17 protein-coding genes are annotated in these 18,129 nt (G+C 48.4%); 8 read left to right on the top strand and 9 right to left on the bottom strand.

The genetic code is table 11. The features are described 5' to 3' along the window. Positions 1–170: 170 nt before the first annotated feature. From MHI01_RS16830 to MHI01_RS16805, 6 genes are all read left to right on the top strand, one after another. Positions 171–875, top strand: a complete 705-nt coding sequence (locus tag MHI01_RS16830) for an AzlC family ABC transporter permease (protein WP_036616527.1) — start codon at positions 171–173, stop codon at positions 873–875. Then, positions 866–1,195, top strand: coding sequence for an AzlD domain-containing protein (locus tag MHI01_RS16825; RefSeq protein ID WP_076319591.1), 330 nt, complete (start codon positions 866–868; stop codon positions 1,193–1,195). The genes MHI01_RS16830 and MHI01_RS16825 overlap by 10 nt, the downstream gene beginning before the upstream one ends. Positions 1,196–1,328: 133 nt before the next feature. Then, positions 1,329–1,985: an SGNH/GDSL hydrolase family protein gene (locus tag MHI01_RS16820; protein ID WP_047840427.1), complete on the top strand. Its 657-nt coding sequence runs from the start codon at positions 1,329–1,331 to the stop codon at positions 1,983–1,985. Positions 1,986–2,288: 303 nt separating this feature from the next. Further along, entirely contained in the window at positions 2,289–4,280 is a 1,992-nt protein-coding gene (locus MHI01_RS16815) for a heparinase II/III domain-containing protein (RefSeq protein WP_340983679.1), read from the top strand. Then, positions 4,273–6,225, top strand: coding sequence for a glycosyl hydrolase (locus tag MHI01_RS16810; RefSeq protein ID WP_340983677.1), 1,953 nt, complete (start codon positions 4,273–4,275; stop codon positions 6,223–6,225). Before MHI01_RS16815 ends, MHI01_RS16810 begins: the two co-directional genes overlap by 8 nt. Before the next feature lie 201 nt (positions 6,226–6,426). Continuing rightward, the gene (locus tag MHI01_RS16805) at positions 6,427–7,563 is read left to right on the top strand and encodes a glycoside hydrolase family 88 protein (protein WP_340983676.1); all 1,137 of its coding nucleotides are present in this window, start codon (positions 6,427–6,429) and stop codon (positions 7,561–7,563) included. Positions 7,564–7,947: 384 nt separating this feature from the next. On the opposite strand, the gene MHI01_RS16800 is transcribed toward MHI01_RS16805, so the two are convergent. Next, positions 7,948–8,553 carry a methyltransferase domain-containing protein gene (locus MHI01_RS16800; protein WP_036616541.1) on the bottom strand — a complete coding sequence of 202 codons (606 nt, stop codon included), beginning with the start codon at positions 8,551–8,553 and terminating at the stop codon, positions 7,948–7,950. A gap of 211 nt (positions 8,554–8,764) precedes the next feature. Here MHI01_RS16800 and MHI01_RS16795 point away from each other — a divergent pair, with 211 nt between their 5' ends. Then, positions 8,765–11,137, top strand: a complete 2,373-nt coding sequence (locus tag MHI01_RS16795) for an Ig-like domain-containing protein (RefSeq protein ID WP_253505117.1) — start codon at positions 8,765–8,767, stop codon at positions 11,135–11,137. Between the two features lie 359 nt (positions 11,138–11,496). Here the strand turns inward: MHI01_RS16795 and MHI01_RS16790 are convergent, their stop codons facing one another. The 6 genes from MHI01_RS16790 to MHI01_RS16765 form a co-directional block, all read right to left on the bottom strand. Further along, positions 11,497–12,042, bottom strand: coding sequence for a chromate transporter (locus tag MHI01_RS16790; RefSeq protein ID WP_017691072.1), 546 nt, complete (start codon positions 12,040–12,042; stop codon positions 11,497–11,499). 2 nt (positions 12,043–12,044) lie between these two features. Next, the gene (locus MHI01_RS16785) at positions 12,045–12,632 is read right to left on the bottom strand and encodes a chromate transporter (RefSeq protein ID WP_017691071.1); all 588 of its coding nucleotides are present in this window, start codon (positions 12,630–12,632) and stop codon (positions 12,045–12,047) included. Positions 12,633–12,644: 12 nt separating this feature from the next. After that, a complete protein-coding gene (locus MHI01_RS16780) occupies positions 12,645–13,139 on the bottom strand; it encodes an Lrp/AsnC family transcriptional regulator (protein ID WP_036616550.1) in 495 nt (164 codons plus the stop codon). 270 nt (positions 13,140–13,409) lie between these two features. Next, positions 13,410–14,441 (bottom strand): PAS domain-containing sensor histidine kinase, encoded by a 1,032-nt coding sequence (locus tag MHI01_RS16775; protein ID WP_282322244.1) that lies wholly within the window; start codon positions 14,439–14,441, stop codon positions 13,410–13,412. 76 nt (positions 14,442–14,517) lie between these two features. After that, on the bottom strand, positions 14,518–15,168 hold the full coding sequence (locus MHI01_RS16770; RefSeq protein ID WP_017691068.1) for a response regulator: 651 nt from the start codon (positions 15,166–15,168) through the stop codon (positions 14,518–14,520). 109 nt (positions 15,169–15,277) lie between these two features. After that, on the bottom strand, positions 15,278–15,709 hold the full coding sequence (locus MHI01_RS16765; protein WP_340937247.1) for a GAF domain-containing protein: 432 nt from the start codon (positions 15,707–15,709) through the stop codon (positions 15,278–15,280). A 563-nt stretch (positions 15,710–16,272) separates the two neighbouring features. Between MHI01_RS16765 and MHI01_RS16760 the strand changes: the two genes are divergently transcribed. Continuing rightward, on the top strand, positions 16,273–17,049 hold the full coding sequence (locus MHI01_RS16760; protein ID WP_240768291.1) for a Crp/Fnr family transcriptional regulator: 777 nt from the start codon (positions 16,273–16,275) through the stop codon (positions 17,047–17,049). Positions 17,050–17,214: 165 nt separating this feature from the next. On the opposite strand, the gene MHI01_RS16755 is transcribed toward MHI01_RS16760, so the two are convergent. Both MHI01_RS16755 and MHI01_RS16750 read right to left on the bottom strand, forming a co-directional pair. Next, the gene (locus tag MHI01_RS16755) at positions 17,215–17,769 is read right to left on the bottom strand and encodes a GNAT family N-acetyltransferase (RefSeq protein ID WP_340983675.1); all 555 of its coding nucleotides are present in this window, start codon (positions 17,767–17,769) and stop codon (positions 17,215–17,217) included. A 124-nt stretch (positions 17,770–17,893) separates the two neighbouring features. Continuing rightward, positions 17,894–18,049: a hypothetical protein gene (locus MHI01_RS16750; protein ID WP_017691064.1), complete on the bottom strand. Its 156-nt coding sequence runs from the start codon at positions 18,047–18,049 to the stop codon at positions 17,894–17,896. Positions 18,050–18,129: the final 80 nt, after the last annotated feature.

Raw genomic sequence — 18,129 nt, 5'->3', positions numbered from 1 at the left:
ATCCATAAGACATGTAACTGGTCATGTTGAATACACAAAGAAGTTGTTTTCATGAAGAGTGGACCTTGATGGATCTACATCCATATATATCGGTTTATGGGGACTGAAATTGGAGAGGGGTTGTAAGGCAGTTGGACCAAAGTACACTACAGATATCTGGACAGGAGAACATGGAAGAGGTCCAGGATCAAGCTACATTCATGCAGGGGGTCAAAGATTGTATCCCAACCCTGCTTGGTTATTTGAGTATTGGCTTTGCGGCGGGTGTTATTGAAATGACCGCGGGTCTGAGTCTGGCGGAAACGGCACTGCTCAGCCTGATTTTATATGCAGGATCAGCTCAGTTCATTGCAGCAGGCATGCTCGCATCGAATGGATCAGCAGTAGCCATCATGTTCACCATATTTTTTGTGAATCTTCGCCATTTGCTGCTCAGTGCAGCTGTATCACCGTATTTTCGGCATCTGACCCCGCTTAAAAATATGTGGATTGGTTCATTGCTTACCGATGAGTCTTTCGGCGTGGCGATGACACGTGCAATTGGCAGAGAAAGGCTCAGTGAACGCTGGATGCACGGTCTGAATATTACCGCATATCTGAACTGGTTCGTGGCTAATATGGCGGGAGCGTACTTTGGACGCTGGATCACTAACCCGGAACGACTGGGTCTGGATTATGCCCTGCCAGCGATGTTTATTGGACTGGTTGTACTCCAGTTGGTGCATCGCAAAAACAAAAAAATACACATTAATGTGGCTATTATCGCCGTTGTCTGTGTAATCTTCGCCAGCATGGCTTCACTTGGCAGCATGAGTGTCATTGTGGCTGCGGTCATTGCGGCAACGATGGGAGTGTTCATGGAACGATGGAAGTAAGATGGGATGTTTTCTGGATTATTATGGGCTCAGCGTTGTTAACATTTATTCCGCGTGTACTGCCACTGATGCTGTTCAGCAAGATACAGATTCCAATGTGGTTATTACGCTGGCTGGAGTATGTACCCGTAGCGGTCATGGCAGCGCTGATTGGTCAGGAACTGTTCATGTCGGACAACCAGTTGGTGCCGATTACGCAAAATGCAGCTCTGTGGGCATCCCTGCCTACGATTGCAGTAGCTATCTGGACACGCAGTCTGCTGGGAACCGTATTGGTCGGTATTGTGGCTATGATGATACTGCGATATTGGATCGGATAATTGCTAGGAGATTCATAAGATGGCGACCCTCAGTGATGAAAACGCTATTTTCTATTGTAGCCGAAAGGGATAAAATGAAGACTGAGGTGTACAGTGTTTCCATTTTGCACAAGAGGAAGGAACGATTTCAATCATGAGTACAAGTCCATCCGTTATATTGTTTCAGGGAGACTCGATTACAGATGGGGGAAGATCACGCAATGATGATCCAAATCATTTTCTCGGACACGGGTATGCGTATCTGATCTCCAGCAAACTGGGTATGGAACTGGCGGGTAAGCAAAAGACCTTCTATAACAGAGGCATCAGCGGGGATCGGGCATCGGACCTGTACGCACGCTGGAATGAGGATACCATTAGTCTAAAACCGGACCTGATCAGCATCCTGATTGGGGTTAATGATGCCTGGCGCACGATGAATGGTGAACCTAGCGGGGTAACGGATCGTTTCGGACGGGCGTATCGCCATTTGCTCGAAGAAACTCGGGAAGTGATGCCAGATACGGGGCTGATTTTGATGGAGCCGTTTATTCTGAGAACCGGAGCGACTGCGGAGAAATGGGAAGCCTGGGAAGAGTATGTCGGTCAATATCAGAAACTGGCCCAAGGTCTTGCTGAAGAATTTGGAGCTGTGTGGGTACCATTGCAGCAGACGTTTAATGACGCTCTGAAACAGGCGGATGCAGCGTACTGGTTGTGGGATGGCGTACACCCAACCGCAGCAGGTCATGAGCTGATTGCACGCCAATGGTTGTCTGTTGTACAGAATTCTTCGCTTGCGATTGTGTGATAACAACAGCGGACAGCTAGGATATGGGCAGCAGCATTATAGGTATTCAGGATTAATTGAGGATGAGGATATAAGATAGTTAAGAATATGAGATAACCATAAAAAGCCTGTGGTGACAGGCAGAATGGAACGGAGAACCTGGCGAAGGTTCTTCGTTTTTTTGGTTAGGAAGGAGAAGGAAGTAACGTCGTGGAAAGGGTTCTAATGGATAATTCTTCAAAAATGCTATCATATCCGGTAAAATGAAATCGATTACATTATAATATGGGCATGACAATCCATTAACGAAGAGTGGTGAATCCAGTGGAAGATTCCATTCACGAAGTCGAAAATGAAAATATAAACCAACGTGGTACTGAGAGCAGAGCATTGAGTTCCTTAAGTGCCGACAGACTCTTGGAGAAGTTATCCCGGCCTGAATTGGCTACGTTATACACAGACTTGAAGGCTTACGGTGAACGTGCCTTGAAAGAACCCATGCCTTCCTTGTCGTTCCGTCTATATCGACAGTTCAGCGATAGGGGTGAGCGAAAAGCCTATGAAGAGGTTTATTTCGATCGAAGGGGCAGACTTGCTGCTACGGCGATGCTCGCCTTGGACACGGCTAGGCCGGATGCCCTTCAAGCGCTGGAAGAAATGTTGTGGGACGTGTGTGGTGAGTATACGTGGTGTTTGCCCGCGCATCTGGGTACGGGAGAGGTCAACCAGGTGAATGGGAACATCGATCTGTTCGCAGCAGAGACGGTACATATGCTGGCCGAGATTGTGACCATTCACGCCGAGCGGCTGGATCGCCTTGTCATAGAACGGATCAGGTCTGAAGCAGAACGGCGAATCTTCACTCCGCTTTACCGGGAGCAACGGAAGTTCCACTGGCAGACAGCGGATCACAACTGGTCGGCGGTCTGTGGTGGGTGCTGTGGCATGGCCGCATTGTTGCTGCTTGAGGATGAGTCCACACTACAGGAATCGATCTCCCATACGGTCAGCTGTATGAACGCATTCTTGAGCGGATATGGCGAGGATGGTGGCTGTGCCGAAGGCATTGGATATTGGGTATATGGATTTGGTTATTTCACCTATTATGCCGAGATGCTTCGTGAGTACAGTGAGGGCGAACTAGATCTGCTAGCGGGTACCAAAATAGCAGCCATCGCAGCCTTCCCGCTGCGAGTTCATTTGTCAGGTGGAACATTCGTAAATTATTCGGACAGTGCCGAGCAGGAAGAGATCCCTTCCGGATTGCTTTCCCTGCTCGCATCCCGATTTGGGTTGCAGGTGGATTTGCCGCTTCATATCCCACTGCTTACTGATGATTCCTGTCATCGCTGGGCTCATCTGTTGCGGAACGTGATGTGGAGCGATCCGCCAGTGTACGGTGATGAAGGTGCCTCTGGGCAGGCTGAACGAGGATTTATTTTTCAAAATCTGGGATGGATGATTGCAAAAGGATCGTTCGATTCTCCGGATACAAAACAAGCGAACGGCGCACCCCTTCAGGTGGCTATTTCCGTTAAAGGTGGACATAACGATGAACCTCACAACCATAATGATCTGGGGCAGTTCATTATCCATTGCGGTGGTGAGAATATTCTGTGTGATCCAGGAGCAGGGTTGTATACCCAAGCGTATTTTGCGCCAGGCAGAGAGCAACTGTTCCACATCTCGTCATCCGGGCATAACGTTCCGCTCATTGAAGGCCAGGAGCAATGCTCCGGTCGGCAAGCGCAAGCCCATGTGTTAGAGGCAAAGCTGGCAGAGGGTGGCGGTGAGCTGGATACTACATTGGATCTGACATCCGCATACTCTGGAGCTTCTTCACTGGCTCGTTATACGCGCCAATTTCATTGGAAGATGGCTTCTGGCGGTAGCAGGAATAGAGCAGAATTGCGTCTCATTGACCGTTTTCAATGGAAGAGCAGGATGGTGTCTTCGGCAGAACGATTCTCTTCGGTGGATGATCCAGATGCAGGGTGTTCAAGCGTTGTGGAGCGATGGATGAGCAGAGTACAACCTGAGGTGGTGAAGAGCGGTGACCTTCGCTGGCAAGGTGTACATGGAACGGTTCATATGACGTATGATGCGAACCAGTGGCAGGTCTTTACGGAGGTTATGAACACAGTTGATCATGACAATGTCCCCGTCACATTCTATCGAACGTCACTATCATGGACAGGTGTGATTGATGAGACGGATGTTCGGATAGAACGCCCTAATCCGCTTGAAACAGTATGTGAGGTACGCTTCATCATTAATCCGAAAATGGGAGAAACCGAGGTGAGCATGATTGAGTGAATATACATCTGCGTCCACGTATCCATGGAAAGACGAACTCGAACATTACCGTACATTGGCAGAACAAGCGGGTCCCCCTCCGGCAGACGGCTGGAATAGGGAGCGCAAGTTGGCACTTGTTGAAAGTGTTGTTCGCGCTTACACACCATATCAGGACAGCCAGGGTGCAATTATCGACCCGTTCTCGGGTGTGGAGAGATATTATTCTACACCGGCCTATGCGATGGCTGCGGCAGTTCTGGTTGATGCAGGGCGTACAGATTTGCTCCAATCGGCAGCAATAGCCCTGTCACAGAGCATTGATGCCGTGGTCAATGGTAGCGCACCAGACAATCACCCTGATTTTTTTCCGGTGCTCATGATGAGAGCCTATATGTTGTTGAAATCACACCTGCCTGAACATGCACAGATCTGGGCTGAGGCACTCAAGACAATCAGTCCTGAACAAGATTATGTATTTACGATGAGCAAGATGAACAATCCCAATCGCATGATTAACTGGAACGCCATTATGATCTCTGGCGAATATCTGCGGTGGCATGAACAGCTGGCGAATGAGGGTACTGCGTGGATGGATCGATATCTGGAAGCCTATCATCTACCCCGGTTTACGGCCCTTGGCTTGTATCAGGATGGACCGCTGGACCGTCCAAATTGTCCATTTTCCTATGATATTGCCACCCGTTATCACCTTGGGGTGATGCTTGAAGCTGGTTACGAGGGAACCACTGCCGATACGTTACGTGAGCAGCTGCGCCATGGTGCCTTCAGCTCGTTACTGATGCTCTCGCCGCTAGGTGAGATTCCACCGCGTGGTCGCAGCTCCCAGCATCAGTGGAATGAAGCGGCGGCGGCTTATGTATGTTCTACACATGCAACGCAGGCTCTGGAGGCGGGAGATCGGGTGATGGCGGGTGCTTTTGCACGTGCGGCTAATCGGTGTTTTGCTGCTGTTGAGCGCTGGAAGATGGAAGATGGACGTTTGAAAATCGTACGCAATGAATACGCGCCAGAAGATCGGCACGGGTACGAGATATATACCAACCACACCTGTTACAACCTGTGGACGGCAGCAGCGCTTGCTCACGCTTGTCTCAGTGATCCGGGAGACGATGTGAGCGAAGTATACCTTCCTTCCGAGTTAGGCAACAGGGTTCTGCAGACCGATGGGTGGTTTGAAACTGTGATTGCTTCCATACCTGGTCAGCAACTGGTATTACACACGGCGATGAATGATCCGTATACGATTCCTGGTTTGGTACGGATTCAACAGACGGGGTTACCTGGTCTGATTGGTCCGTCGGCTGCCAGCCATGTGCAGGCCGGGTTCACGGAATTTGCCGAAGGGGCGGTTCGTCCGCTCAGTTACTGTCCTGCCTGGAAGACACCAGATGGGGTATGGCACAGTCTTGCAGAGGGGATTCCATCCGGTGGTGCATATGATCGGGATGTTGGATTAGACCCTGCTCAGGGAGGTGGTTCCATTGTGTATGAGAAGGTGGACCCTGATACACGGAACCAAGTGGAGCAGCATCTGGAGGAAAGAGCGGCAGAAGATGGCGTGAACGCCTTGGAGAATGCTTTTGCCGTGACATGGGTCGGTCCATTACCCGGAATTGAAACATTGCGTACCCATTATGTGCAACAGGCGGATGTGCTGACTATAACGTATGAATTCGAAGGAGAGATCGCGGCAACAGGGGCACTCATTCCGTTGATGTTCCATGATGGCCGTGAACAGGCGGTGATTACCCATACGGATCATAGCGTACGAACGGAGTATCGGGGGGCCTATGTAGAATCCACAGCGCTGGATCAGGGAGCCATAATTCATCTGGAAGAGCAGGCCGTGGTCTCCCGTAATGGGTTGCTGAAGGAAGCACGGATTGAATTGGGCGGAGCACGTAGGTTGTCATTTACGATCCGATTGGGCGAGGTTAACTGAAGGTGTTCAGGTTGAGGATCATTAGATCTTCAAACATCTCAAAACAGCTCGAAGCATAGTTAAAAGTGTTATTCGTGGATGATTAGTGATATTTATCGGATAGCTATTGCAGTTACGGCATATGACGCTATAGATAAGTTGAGGATGAGCTGGAGCATCAAGCATAGATGTCTGGTATTGAATCGAGGAGGGATTATGTTCATGAACACATCAACGTCGGTAAAATGGCTCGAGGAAGCGTGGCAACAGGGCGCTGCCAAGACAATTCGGAATGCAAAGCGGATCAAGGATACATTTCCACACACTGCCCCGCAGGGGACGTATGACCGGAATGATCCGGAATGGTGGACAGCAGGTTTCTGGCCTGGATTGTTATGGCTGGTCTATGGGGATGCGCCGGAAAGTGAAGCGGTCGCTCCGTTACATCGCATTGCCGAAAGCTGTGAGCGGCAACTGGAAGGTTGTCTGCGTGATCCCGAATCGGTGGATCACGATCTGGGGTTCATCTGGCTGCTTAGTGGCGTAGCCAACTACCGCCAGACGGGTAGCATGGATGGACGGCGGCGCGGAATGCTTGCCGCCAACCTGCTCGCTGCCCGGTTCCACGTGCGCGGTGAGTTCATCCGCGCCTGGAACTTCAGCTCGTCAGCAATGGATACGCGCGGCGTAGCCATCATTGACAGCATGATGAACCTGCCGCTGCTCTACTGGGCATCCGAGCAGAGCGGCGATCCTCGCTTCCGCTGGCTGGCGGAAGCACATGCGGACACCGTCGCGCGCGAATTCATCCGCGCGGACGGGTCCATCTGCCACGTGGTGGAGTTTGATCCACACACGGGGCAGAAGCTGCGAGAGCATGGCGGACAGGGCCATGCTCCAGGTTCCGCCTGGGCGCGGGGCACCGCCTGGGCGTTGCACGGGTTTGCGCTGTCTTTCCGGTATACGGGCGAAGCCCGATATCTGGAGACAGCGGAGCGTGCGGCCGATTTCTTCCTCGCCATGCTTGGCGAAGAGATCGTGCCGGTGTGGGATTTCCGCGCACCTGCGGAGCATCAGGTGGCGTGGGACTCGTCCGCTGCGGCGATTGCCGCGAGCGGGTTGCTTGAGCTGGCGAAGCTGTCGCCACGCGGGGAGACCTATGCTGCCGCGGGAGAACGTATCGTCCGCGGGTTGCATGAGCACTATAGCTCTGGCGACTCGGCAGCGGAAGAAGGTCTGATCATGCAGGGAACGGTGCATTACCCGGAAGGGCGAGGGCTGAATGTGCCGATTATATACGGCGATTATTTCTATATGGAAGCGCTGGCGAAGCTGCGTGGACATGCGGGGTTATTTTAAAAGAAGAATTGAGAACTACGGGCAGGAAGAACCGAAAGTGAGAACGGATTAGTAAGGTTGTCGTGTTATGAGCCTTCGAATTATTTCATTAGATTCAACTAGATAACCAGTTATATATTCAGTATTTATTGTCAGTAGCATCAGTAGCAAACCATCATCACCTGTCCGCATAAGGCTGTCTCCAGGATTAGGAACGATATTCCCTCTACTGGAGAAGGAGTATACTTAAGCTTGAGCTTTGAATAGACAAATCAAGGTGAGCGGACAGGCGGATGGTGTACGTAATCGAAGGAAGACAAAAGAAGTATCTGGCCTATGAATATTCATTCTTACGGGTCCAGTTGGGGTGCAGAATTAGCTATGCTTTACTGAAAAAATCGATTTTCACTTCGAAGGTGTACGTCTCAGGATGACAAAGTCGGCAGAAGATTGATCTGGATAGCGCTGCGGAATAATCTCATGAACTTTGAAATCAGGGTAGTCGAAGAGATATTCGAACAGATTACGGTCCTGGATTGTATCAATCCCCGGGTTGCCGTTTTCTTTCAAACGGGTGTAAAGCACCACCCATGCTGTTGAGGAGTGCAGAATATCATAGAGGGTATTGCGAAAATCTGTTTCATCCGTGATGTGATATAACACATCCAGACAGACCGTCAGATCGGCTTGCAGGAAACCACGGTTAATCCATAGGCCTGGTGTATACAGCATGAAACTCTTGGACGAATCCTTGGCAAATTGGGAAGCACAACGCTTTACTGAAGAAGCCGCTACATCCACGCCCAGGTAGTCCTCATAATTCATGTATTGCAACTGGTTGCCATCCCCACATCCAAACTCAATGACACGATGAATCCCTTCACGTTGAATCAGTCCGTTCACGACCTCGGCCTTGAATTCAGCCAAAACCCCGTATGAACCCCTCCCAGAAGTCTCACCCGAACGATATGTTTCCTCCCAATACCCGATGTAATCAAAAGGCTGATGCATTATGTTTCCTCCAATCCTGTTAAAAGAAGTTCAAGACTGCCAATATACATAGGTATGCGCAATATTCGCAGGTATGATCGGTTGAAACAGGAATAGAAGATAAATTAATTTCCATAGAATTCCCTGAAAATTTCCTGAAAGTCTAAACATCTGGAAAGAACTTGCCGACATAAAACATAAGGAAAAAAATGATGATAATCGGGGGGAAATGATGTTAAAGCCAAGATTGACCAAGTACATGGTGATGATGCTGGTGTTGATGCTGAGTATTTCCAACGTAGGCTTGGCCGCTGCGGCAGATAAAGAACTGTCCAAAATTGTGGTTTCCAAGAATGAGATGTCGCTCGAAGTTGGTGATTCTGGGTCTGTTACGGTGACAGGGGTATATTCAGACAATACCTCGGCTAATGTAACGATTAGTACAACCTGGAGTAGCGAAGATACTTCGATAGCAACTGTATATAATGGTGCAATCACGGCCAAAAAAGAAGGTAAAGCGACGATTACCGCAGCTTACCAGGGTCAGAGTCAGACCGTTCAAGTGAAAGTAACGAAGAAGGTCAAAGCCCTTTCGAAAAACGTGCAAAGTCTGGATTTACGCACGGGAGATACAAAAGAAATTATTTTGACAGCAACGTATAGTGACAATGAAACAAATAATGAAGCAGCAAGTACTGCAGAATGGTCTACCAGTGATGAGAAGGTTGCTACCGTGGTGAATGGTAAAGTAACTGGACAAAGCGCGGGTACAGCTGTGATCACAGCCAAAGTTGGCAGCCAAAGCGTGACGGTGGATGTTAACGTTGAAGTGGTTAAACGTGTAGATGTAGATAAACAGCAAGTTAACTTGCTGTTGAACAAAAGTGAAAGTGTGAAAGTGACGGCTACGTATCCAGATGGTACAACCAAAGATGTAACCGATCTGGCGGAGTGGACATCCAGCAATGAGAAGGTCGCAGATGTTCTCAAAGGCGAAATTACAGGATACTCGGCAGGTTCTGCCAAGATCACAGCCAAATACGGTACGAAATCTGTATCCGTTGACGTGGATGTGGATCTGACCAGCAAGCTGAGTGTGGAGAAACAAAGTATTTTCTTCCGTTTGGATGGGGACAAGAATACAGCCAATATCGTATTAACGGCTTCTTATCCAACCAGCAGCGATGTGAATGTAACGGATCAGGCGACATGGACATCCAGCAACGAGAAAGTTGCAACGGTATTCAAGGGGCAGATTACAGCCATTAGCGCAGGTTCAACAACGATCAAAGCAACCTATAGTGGAAAAACTGTAGAAATTGCTGTAGATGTAGATACGGCAAGATATCTGGATATCAAAGATGTAAATGACAAGCTCGCCATGAGTGTTACCGGTGATAACAAGTCTAAGACATTGGTAGCCAATGCCGAATATATTGATGCCAGTACAGAAAATGTAACTTCCAAAGCAACATGGACTTCAAGCAATCCAGATGTCGTATATGTATCAAACGGCGATCTGATTGCATACAAATCCGGTACGGCTACGATCACTGTAGCTTATGGCGGTAAAACGGTTAAATTCACAGTGAATGTAGACGTAGCAGACAAGTATGAGATGGACAAGAAAAAAGCATCGGTAGCCGTTGGTGGAACGACTTCTGCCAAAGTACTGGCGTTGTATGGTGAAACATCCAAAGATGTATCTGAAGATGCAACTTGGAGCAGCAGCAGCGACAAAATCGCTGAGGTAGATAGCAAAGGGGTTATCACAGGTGTTGCTACAGGTAAAGTAACCATTACCGCGAAGATTGAAGGCAAAACACTGACTCTGCCTGTTGAAGTAGGTATGGCTAGTGGACTGGAAGCAGATGTGAACTTCGTTGTTCTGTCTGCCAAAGAAACTCAGATGATCCTTCTAACAGGTACGGATGAGGACGGCAACACGTTGGATGTAACATCCGAAGCAACCTGGAAATCCAGCAATGCACGTGTAGCGGATGTGAAAAAAGGCGTGATCACAGGTAACAGCAGTGGTAAAGCCAACATCACAGCAGAATACGGCTCCAAAAAAGTGACGATCCAAGTTGAAGTGGATGTCATCACACGTATTGAAGCTTCCGAGCCGGTTCTTTCCCTGAAATCAGGCGATACAGCTGATCTGACGGTAACTGCCTTCTTGAGCGACGGTAGCGAGCGTGATGTTACGGACAAAGCTGAATGGAAAACGAACAGCTACAAAGTAGCTCAAGTGACCAAAGGTAAAGTCAAAGCTACAGGTTCAGGTAAAGCCAAAATCACAGCAAAATACGGCAGCAAGTCTGTAACGATTGCTCTAGATGTGGATACACTGAAATATTTGCAGACGGATAAAGTAACGTTGACCATGAAACCTGGTGAAAAGGTAACCGTGGCTGCAACTGCAACGTATGCCGATGGCAGTGAAGCTGATGTATCCAAACCGGCTCTCTGGAAATCTTCCCGTATTGCAACAGCATCGGTGAAAGATGGAATCATTCAGGCGAACGGCAAAGGTAAAGCAACGATTACAGTAACATTTGCAGGTGTGAAAACCAAAGTAACGGTAGTGGTTGAAGCGAAGTAATTGCTTTTCTAAATGTGAGCGTGAAACGCGCAAATAAAACGGTGATGCCAGCTAGTAGCTGGCATCACCGTTTTTTGGTCTATAAACTAAGCGTGTCTTCAAGCGCTAACGAATCTGAGACACGTTATATCGGAAAGTACAGTCTTTTATAGCGCTTTTGTCAGGTTATTTTGGTATATAACGTGTCTGAGATTCCTTACAATTTATAACGAGGACCTAAAGACCAAATAAGACGTCCTGAGTTCCTTAGAAAATGAAAATAATCTAGCCATTCGCCAACGTCCAGAACCCTTGCATACACCACCCTATTACAGATATATAACCAAGTGATTCTGTGACGTTCCCTGTATGTTCTACTACTACATCGTGTGAGACAGTACCAGCGCACCATAGGCAAAAGCGATCACGATCAGAATGGCCGGATGCAGCTTGGTTTTGGTCATGACCCAGAGCGAGATGCCTGCAATGATCAACGTCTGCCAGATGCCGATGGAATCAGTGGACAGCTGCCCAAATTCCCATGTGAGCAGAATCATGAGTACGGCGATAACAGGCTGTACGAGTAGAGTCATACCTTTGACTTTTGGTGAAGTGCGATGTTTGTTCAACAGACGAAGTAATATAATTAATGCGGTTGCGGAAGGCACGATTGTGGCAAAACTTGCGATAAATGCCCCAAACCAGCCTGCTACGTGGTACCCGACAAATGCAGCAATTTTGGTTGCAATCGGGCCGGGAAGGGCGTTACCAATCGCCAGTACATCACCGAATTGCTCGGTGGTCATCCATTGGTAATGGTTCACAATCTCTTCCTGCATGAGCGGAATGGAAGCCGGACCGCCCCCATATCCCAAGATGTTTGCTACGAAAAATCCCCAAAATAATTCCCACCAGGTCTGGAGCATCCTTAGGACACCCCCTTATCGGACTCGCCTTTGGACTTGAAGCGCTGAACCAGATCCAGATGGAAGACACCATATCCAAGGAAAACTGCGATCACAATCCCCGGATGGATATCCAGCAGCTGCAATAGTACAAAGGCAATTACGCCGAATAGGGCGGCAAAAACTTTACCAAGTCCCTTCCAGGCTTTCATGGCAAATTCATAAGCCATCATGCCCAGCATGACAAAAATGACTGGCCTTACGGCGGCTACCATGCCTGCTACCACTTTCGACTCGCGTAGCGCGTACATGGAACCGAGCAGCGCGATAATGGCAATGCTTGTCGGTAAAATGTGAGCGAGTACAGACACGATCGCGCCCAGCACACCTTTGGTTTTATAACCGAGATATGCGGCCATCTTGGTCGCGATGGGACCCGGCAAGGCGTTGGCGATAGCCAAAATCTCGCCGAACTCCTCATCACTGACCCATTTGTAACGCGTAACGGCTTCGTAACGGATTAACGGGATCACCGAAGGGCCGCCGCCATATCCGAGAATTCCGGTTCGTACCATTCCGATGACGAGACCGTTGTAATCTTTCCAACCCATGCTGATTTCCTCCTAGAGTCTCATGCCCATCCGGCTTTTATAACGTTTCAACAATAGCTGTGATTCCACTTTGACGATACCCGGCATCTTATAGAGCTTCTCCAGCAAAAACTGCTCCATCTCTTCCATATCCGCAAAAATACCGTGCATGTGCAGTGTACTCGGGCCTGTCATATGATAAAGGCTGGTGACGGCTGGCTCTTCATCCAGTTTCTCAGCGACTTCATCCAGGAAGGGCGGTTCGACATCGACATTGAAAAAGGCCGAGACTTGAAGCCCAACTTTGCCAGGGTTGATCACAACGGTGAAGCGTTCGATGATTCCTTTTTCGGATAACGCATTGATGCGCGCCTGAACGGCTACACGTGACAACCCGATCTGTGTACCCAGATCCGTATAGGATATTCGGCTGTTGTGGTGAAGCGCGGCGATGATTTTGCGATCCATCTCGTCCAGATTGTACATTTGTGGAATTTCTCCTCCTTTGGAGGAGCGTTTCTCTGACATGTTGACCATCCTTTTCTCTCGCTATATGAAATAAACAATAAAATTTTACTAAACATACAATGTGTATGTGGCATTCATAGTTTAATGACGAATCGTAACTGGAGTCAATCTATTTATCATGATTATTGAATTTAACCGATTTTGAGCCTTCATTTTGTCATTTTGACCAATCGGAAATAAAAAGACCACTCGCATAGTCCAATAGCGAGCAGCCGTTAAATAATAGATAAGCTGGAGTAAAGCGCAAAGTGTGATACGAAGCATGTACGGTTATCCCTGTGCTGTCTTGGGCAATAAAAGGGTAACGGTAGTCCCTTCGCCAGGCTCGGAAGAAACTCTCAACGTTCCTCCTGCACCACGGGCACGCTCTTCCATACTAAACAATCCAACGCCATTGCCAGCGGTTGCTTCGCTGAATCCAGCACCCTGGTCTTCAATAATAACCATCGTCATATTCTCAGCGTCTTCTATAGTAACACGTGCCTCGGCAACATCGGCATACTTTGCGACATTGGTTAAGGCTTCCTGAATAATTCGGTAGATGGCTATCTCCCGGTTCATCTCCAGTCGTTTGCGCAAATTACATTCCAGATCAACTTCGATCCCGTAGTGACGGGTGTAATTCTCGATATACGTACGAATTGCCGGAACAACACCCAGGTCATCCAGAACAGATGGTCTCAGCTCCCATGCCATACCGCGTACATCTTCCATGATACCCGTGACCTGCTTACGAAGTGCTTCAACCCCGGGGTGAGGCTGGTCTGCCAGCAGGCGATCCATCTGAATCACCAGAGAGAAGAGACTCTGTCCAATCCCGTCATGCAGTTCACGCGAGATCCGGCGTCGTTCCTCTTCCTGAATATTCATCACTTGGGACATCATCTTTTGCAATTCGGCTTCGACGGATTTCAGCTTGGTGACCTCGCTGCGTACAGCCAGGTATTGATAGGGCTCCCCGTCGTTATCAAGGAAAGGTACGATGGTGGTGTTGACCCAATAATGACTGCCATCTCTGGCACGATTGAGAATTTCCCCGTTCCATACCTTACCTGAGGATATCGTGTCCCACAGGTTTTTCATAAAGCTTTTGCCATGGTATCCGGAATTAATAATTCGATGATCCTTACCGATCAGTTCCTCGCGCTCATACTGTGAGATTTCACAGAATTTATCATTCACATACTGGATTTTACCCTTGCGGTCTGTCAGGGCTACAATGGAGGATTCATCCAAGGCAAATTTCAGATCACTCAGTTGATGCAGGGAACCCTTCAACCTGCTGCGAAATTCATTATCCATAATGTGATTATCGATTTCGTCCAGCAGGAGGCGTACGGGCTGGTCTGCGAGTCCACTTAATCTGTTCTTGCGTGCACTACTCAAAGTTCAGCAACCCCTTTTTCATAGCGAACTTCACCAGTTCCGGTCGTGTGCGCAGGCCAAGCTTCTCCATCAGATTGCTTTTGTGGGATTCGACCGTTTTGACACTGATGATCAGATGTTCGGCGATTTCCTTGTTGGCGTAACCCTTGGCAATCCAGGACAAAATCTCTTTCTCCCGCTCGGATAACGTGTCATACGGTCCGGCGTTTTCCTGTTTGGCTTTGTCCAGGTATTCACTCATCAGCCGCTTGGTTGCACTGGGGTACAGATAGGCGCTACCCTCTGCTACGGAACGAATCGCAGCAAGCAATTCTTCATGCGGCGCACTTTTGAGTATATATCCGGATGCTCCCGCGTGGATGGCGCGGAACAGATATTCTTCATCGTCATGCATGGTTAGTATCAAAATGGAGACATCTGGCATCAATTTCTTCAATTCAGCCGTAGCGGTCAGACCGTCTTTGCCTGGCGGCATGCTGAAATCCATCAAGACCACATCTGGTTTCAACTCTTGAGCCTTGGCAATGGCTTCATCGCCATCTGCGGCATCTCCAACGATATGTATATCATTCTTTCCTTCAAGTAAGGCGATCAGCCCGGAACGCACGACAACATGGTCGTCTACAACTAATAGTTGAATCACATGATTTCCCCCTGTCCGCTTCCTTAGTTCTATCTATATCATAACAAAAAAAGAAGCCATTCAGAGCTTTAATCTCCGAATAGCTTCTCTCACGCTCTAGTTCATACTTTTATCCAAACACCTTCGGCTGAAGATGTAGAGCGATTTGCTCCGTCTGCCGGATCATGTCCGATGAGAAGGTGCAAGGCAGTCTGCTGCCAACGAGCAGCACGGCGCCAGGCACGCTTCCTTCCTGGAACACAGGTACCGCTATGGCACTTACCAACCGCTCAGCAAGCATTAACGGGCAACGACCGGGTGTATGCTCCCCGGCGGATTGGGTATCAGATCGAGCTGTGCGTCCAGTCCGAAGGGCTGTGCCCACCAGATCTTGTCCGGGGCGCATTTCCATGCGTTTCACCCGTTCATTACTAGCCCCAGAGGTGTACTTCCAGCGTAGCATCGTCCCATTCAGACAGGCAAGTCCACAGAAGTCGCTGGATGTGTTCAGGCGCAGGCCGTCGATCATCTCCTGAATGCCAGATGGCAGTTCATCATGCATGAGAGGACACTTCCTTTTTCGAAATTATAACGTACGTGACGTGTAATTATTATCATTAACCTTTGAACAGGATCATCTTAAAGAGGTAGTTCAAAAAGTCCGCTTTTGATTACGAAGGATGCCTATCGGCATCATCAGCATCGAATATGGAATTCAGCCGAAATGTCCGTTGCTCACGTAGTTTTGCCTACGCTCTGCTACTCCATTTCTAGCTTCATCCCATCTTCTCGGTACTGAAAACCGCTCTTTTTGAACAGGATCATCTTAAAGTAAGGGTATTACAATGTTAATTCTATTGTAGACCCTTTCTCGTACGTTGTAATTCAGGGAAAACCCCTATTTCCGTTCTATAATCTACTGAACTTAGGCAGTGGAAGACTCCTGAATCAGGTGCACCAAGGGATTGAAGAAATGCGAAGGATGAGGCATATCGGTGAAATGTGACTTTTCTCACAGCAAATTCAGGGAGTTTCTCGTTAATGATCAGGTAATCCCCCGATAACCCTCGCGCTACTTTCGCGGTATGATGGATACATAAGGAATCACCGAGGGGGACGAAGGTTATGGGTACAGTATTTGTAGAAAGAACAACCCAAAGAGCAGAGCAGAAACAAGCGGAGGCGGGCAAAATGACACGGGAAACAGGCGGAATCCTTTCGTTCGTTACATCTGAGCAATGGGACCTGATTGAAGCAAAAATGCAACCCAAACGGGTGAAGTCGGGATATAGTCTCTTTCTCGAAGGCGATGAAGCCGGATATCTGTACTACATTCGTTCGGGACGAGTGAAAATGACCAAGTCGACGGAGGATGGCAAGGAAATTATTTTATCCATTCAGCAAAGCGGCGATCTCATCGGTGAATTCGGTGGCATCGGCGGATTGAATCATAGCTACAGTGCAGAGATGGCGGAAAAAGGGGAACTGGCCATTATCTCGCTTAGCGATCTGGAAAGTATACTCAGCAAACATGGCGACCTTGCCTTGAAATTCTTGCAATGGATGGCACTGTCGCAGCGGATCACCCAGTCGAGATTCCGTGATTTGCTGCTCTATGGCAAGGCGGGTGCGCTCGCTTCGACACTGATCCGTGCCAGCAATTCGTATGGTAGGGTTACACCGGATGGTATTGTGCTGGACATGAAGCTGAACCATACCGATCTTGCCGAGATGATTGGAGCTACCCGGGAGAGCGTAACGCGGATGCTGGGGGCATGGAAGGAACAAGGTACGCTGGATATGATGGACGGCAAACTGATGATTCGTGACCTGGCAGCCCTGCGTTGTATGTGTGGATGTCCTACATTCCCGAGCTGTCCGGTAGAGCTGTGCCGACTGTAAAATAACTTGTTCCGGTGTTCCGAGTTGAGGGAAGCACAACGGTTGCATTCCCGAGGAACAAATTTGATTTGGATTCCAAATGAGGCTTCAAGGCTTCACCTCCATTGGCGATTGGGGTCGTTACGGAGAAAAAGAAAAGAAAAGCTGGCGTCCCATATATGGGAGTCAGCTTTTTGAGTTTCCGTGAAATTGTTCATGTGCATATTCCTTTGCAAGAATCGAATATAGATACGAATCATGATATTCCCCTTTGTAAAACCAATGCTCTCGCATCAGACCTTCACGCTGCATACCAATCTTTTGCATAACGTTCTCTGAAGCCTTGTTGTTCGGGCGGCATTTCGCATAAATTCGGTGTACACCAAGTGTATTGAAGCCAAAGCCAAGCATGGCTCCGGCTACTTCGGCAGCATACCCTTTTCCCTGATAAACGGGATTGAGCACATAACCGATCTCAGCGTTCGTGTTTTCGATGTGAAGGCCAATACCACCGATCAGTATGCCCTCCTTTTTCAAACATATCGCCAGTTCAAAGCTCTCTCGTGGTTGTGTTTGCTGCATGTCCAACACAAACTGCACATAAGCTCGAGTATCCTCTTCGGTATTTGGTCCCCATGCCGTGTGCTGAGTAACTTCTGTCATGGATGTGTAGTTATGTATACTTTTCCAGTCTGTATCCAGAATATCCCTGATGATGAGTCGTTCGGTCTCCAGTTGCATCGTTGTTCACTCCTTCACGTTTGAATAACTTTACTGTACATTGTACAACAAAAATAGCTCATAACAGATTCAAAGAATGAATCGGTCATGAGCCATAATGTAGATCTATGATGTATGTGGAATGCTATTGTGGTTGTTTACATTGAACTGCGGGATAAGTATAAGCCAACTTGCGGATAATTTCCTTTTGCCATCTCGTATCACCCAGATTGGTTGCCAGGTTCAGAAGATCCAAATAATCGTCAAGCTGCAGATCAGCCTTTTGCAGAGTTGTATTCATTCGATGTTCGTTCCCCTTTATCTATAAAATCGTAAAATCATATGCAGTAGAAAGTTACAAAGAGACAAGTTCAAGAATGA

It is taken from the genome of Paenibacillus sp. FSL M7-0656, assembly GCF_038003225.1.
GTDB classification, from domain to species: domain Bacteria; phylum Bacillota; class Bacilli; order Paenibacillales; family Paenibacillaceae; genus Paenibacillus; species Paenibacillus amylolyticus.
The sequence above is the reverse complement of the archived record's forward strand: the minus strand, read 5'-3'. Positions and strand labels throughout refer to the sequence as shown.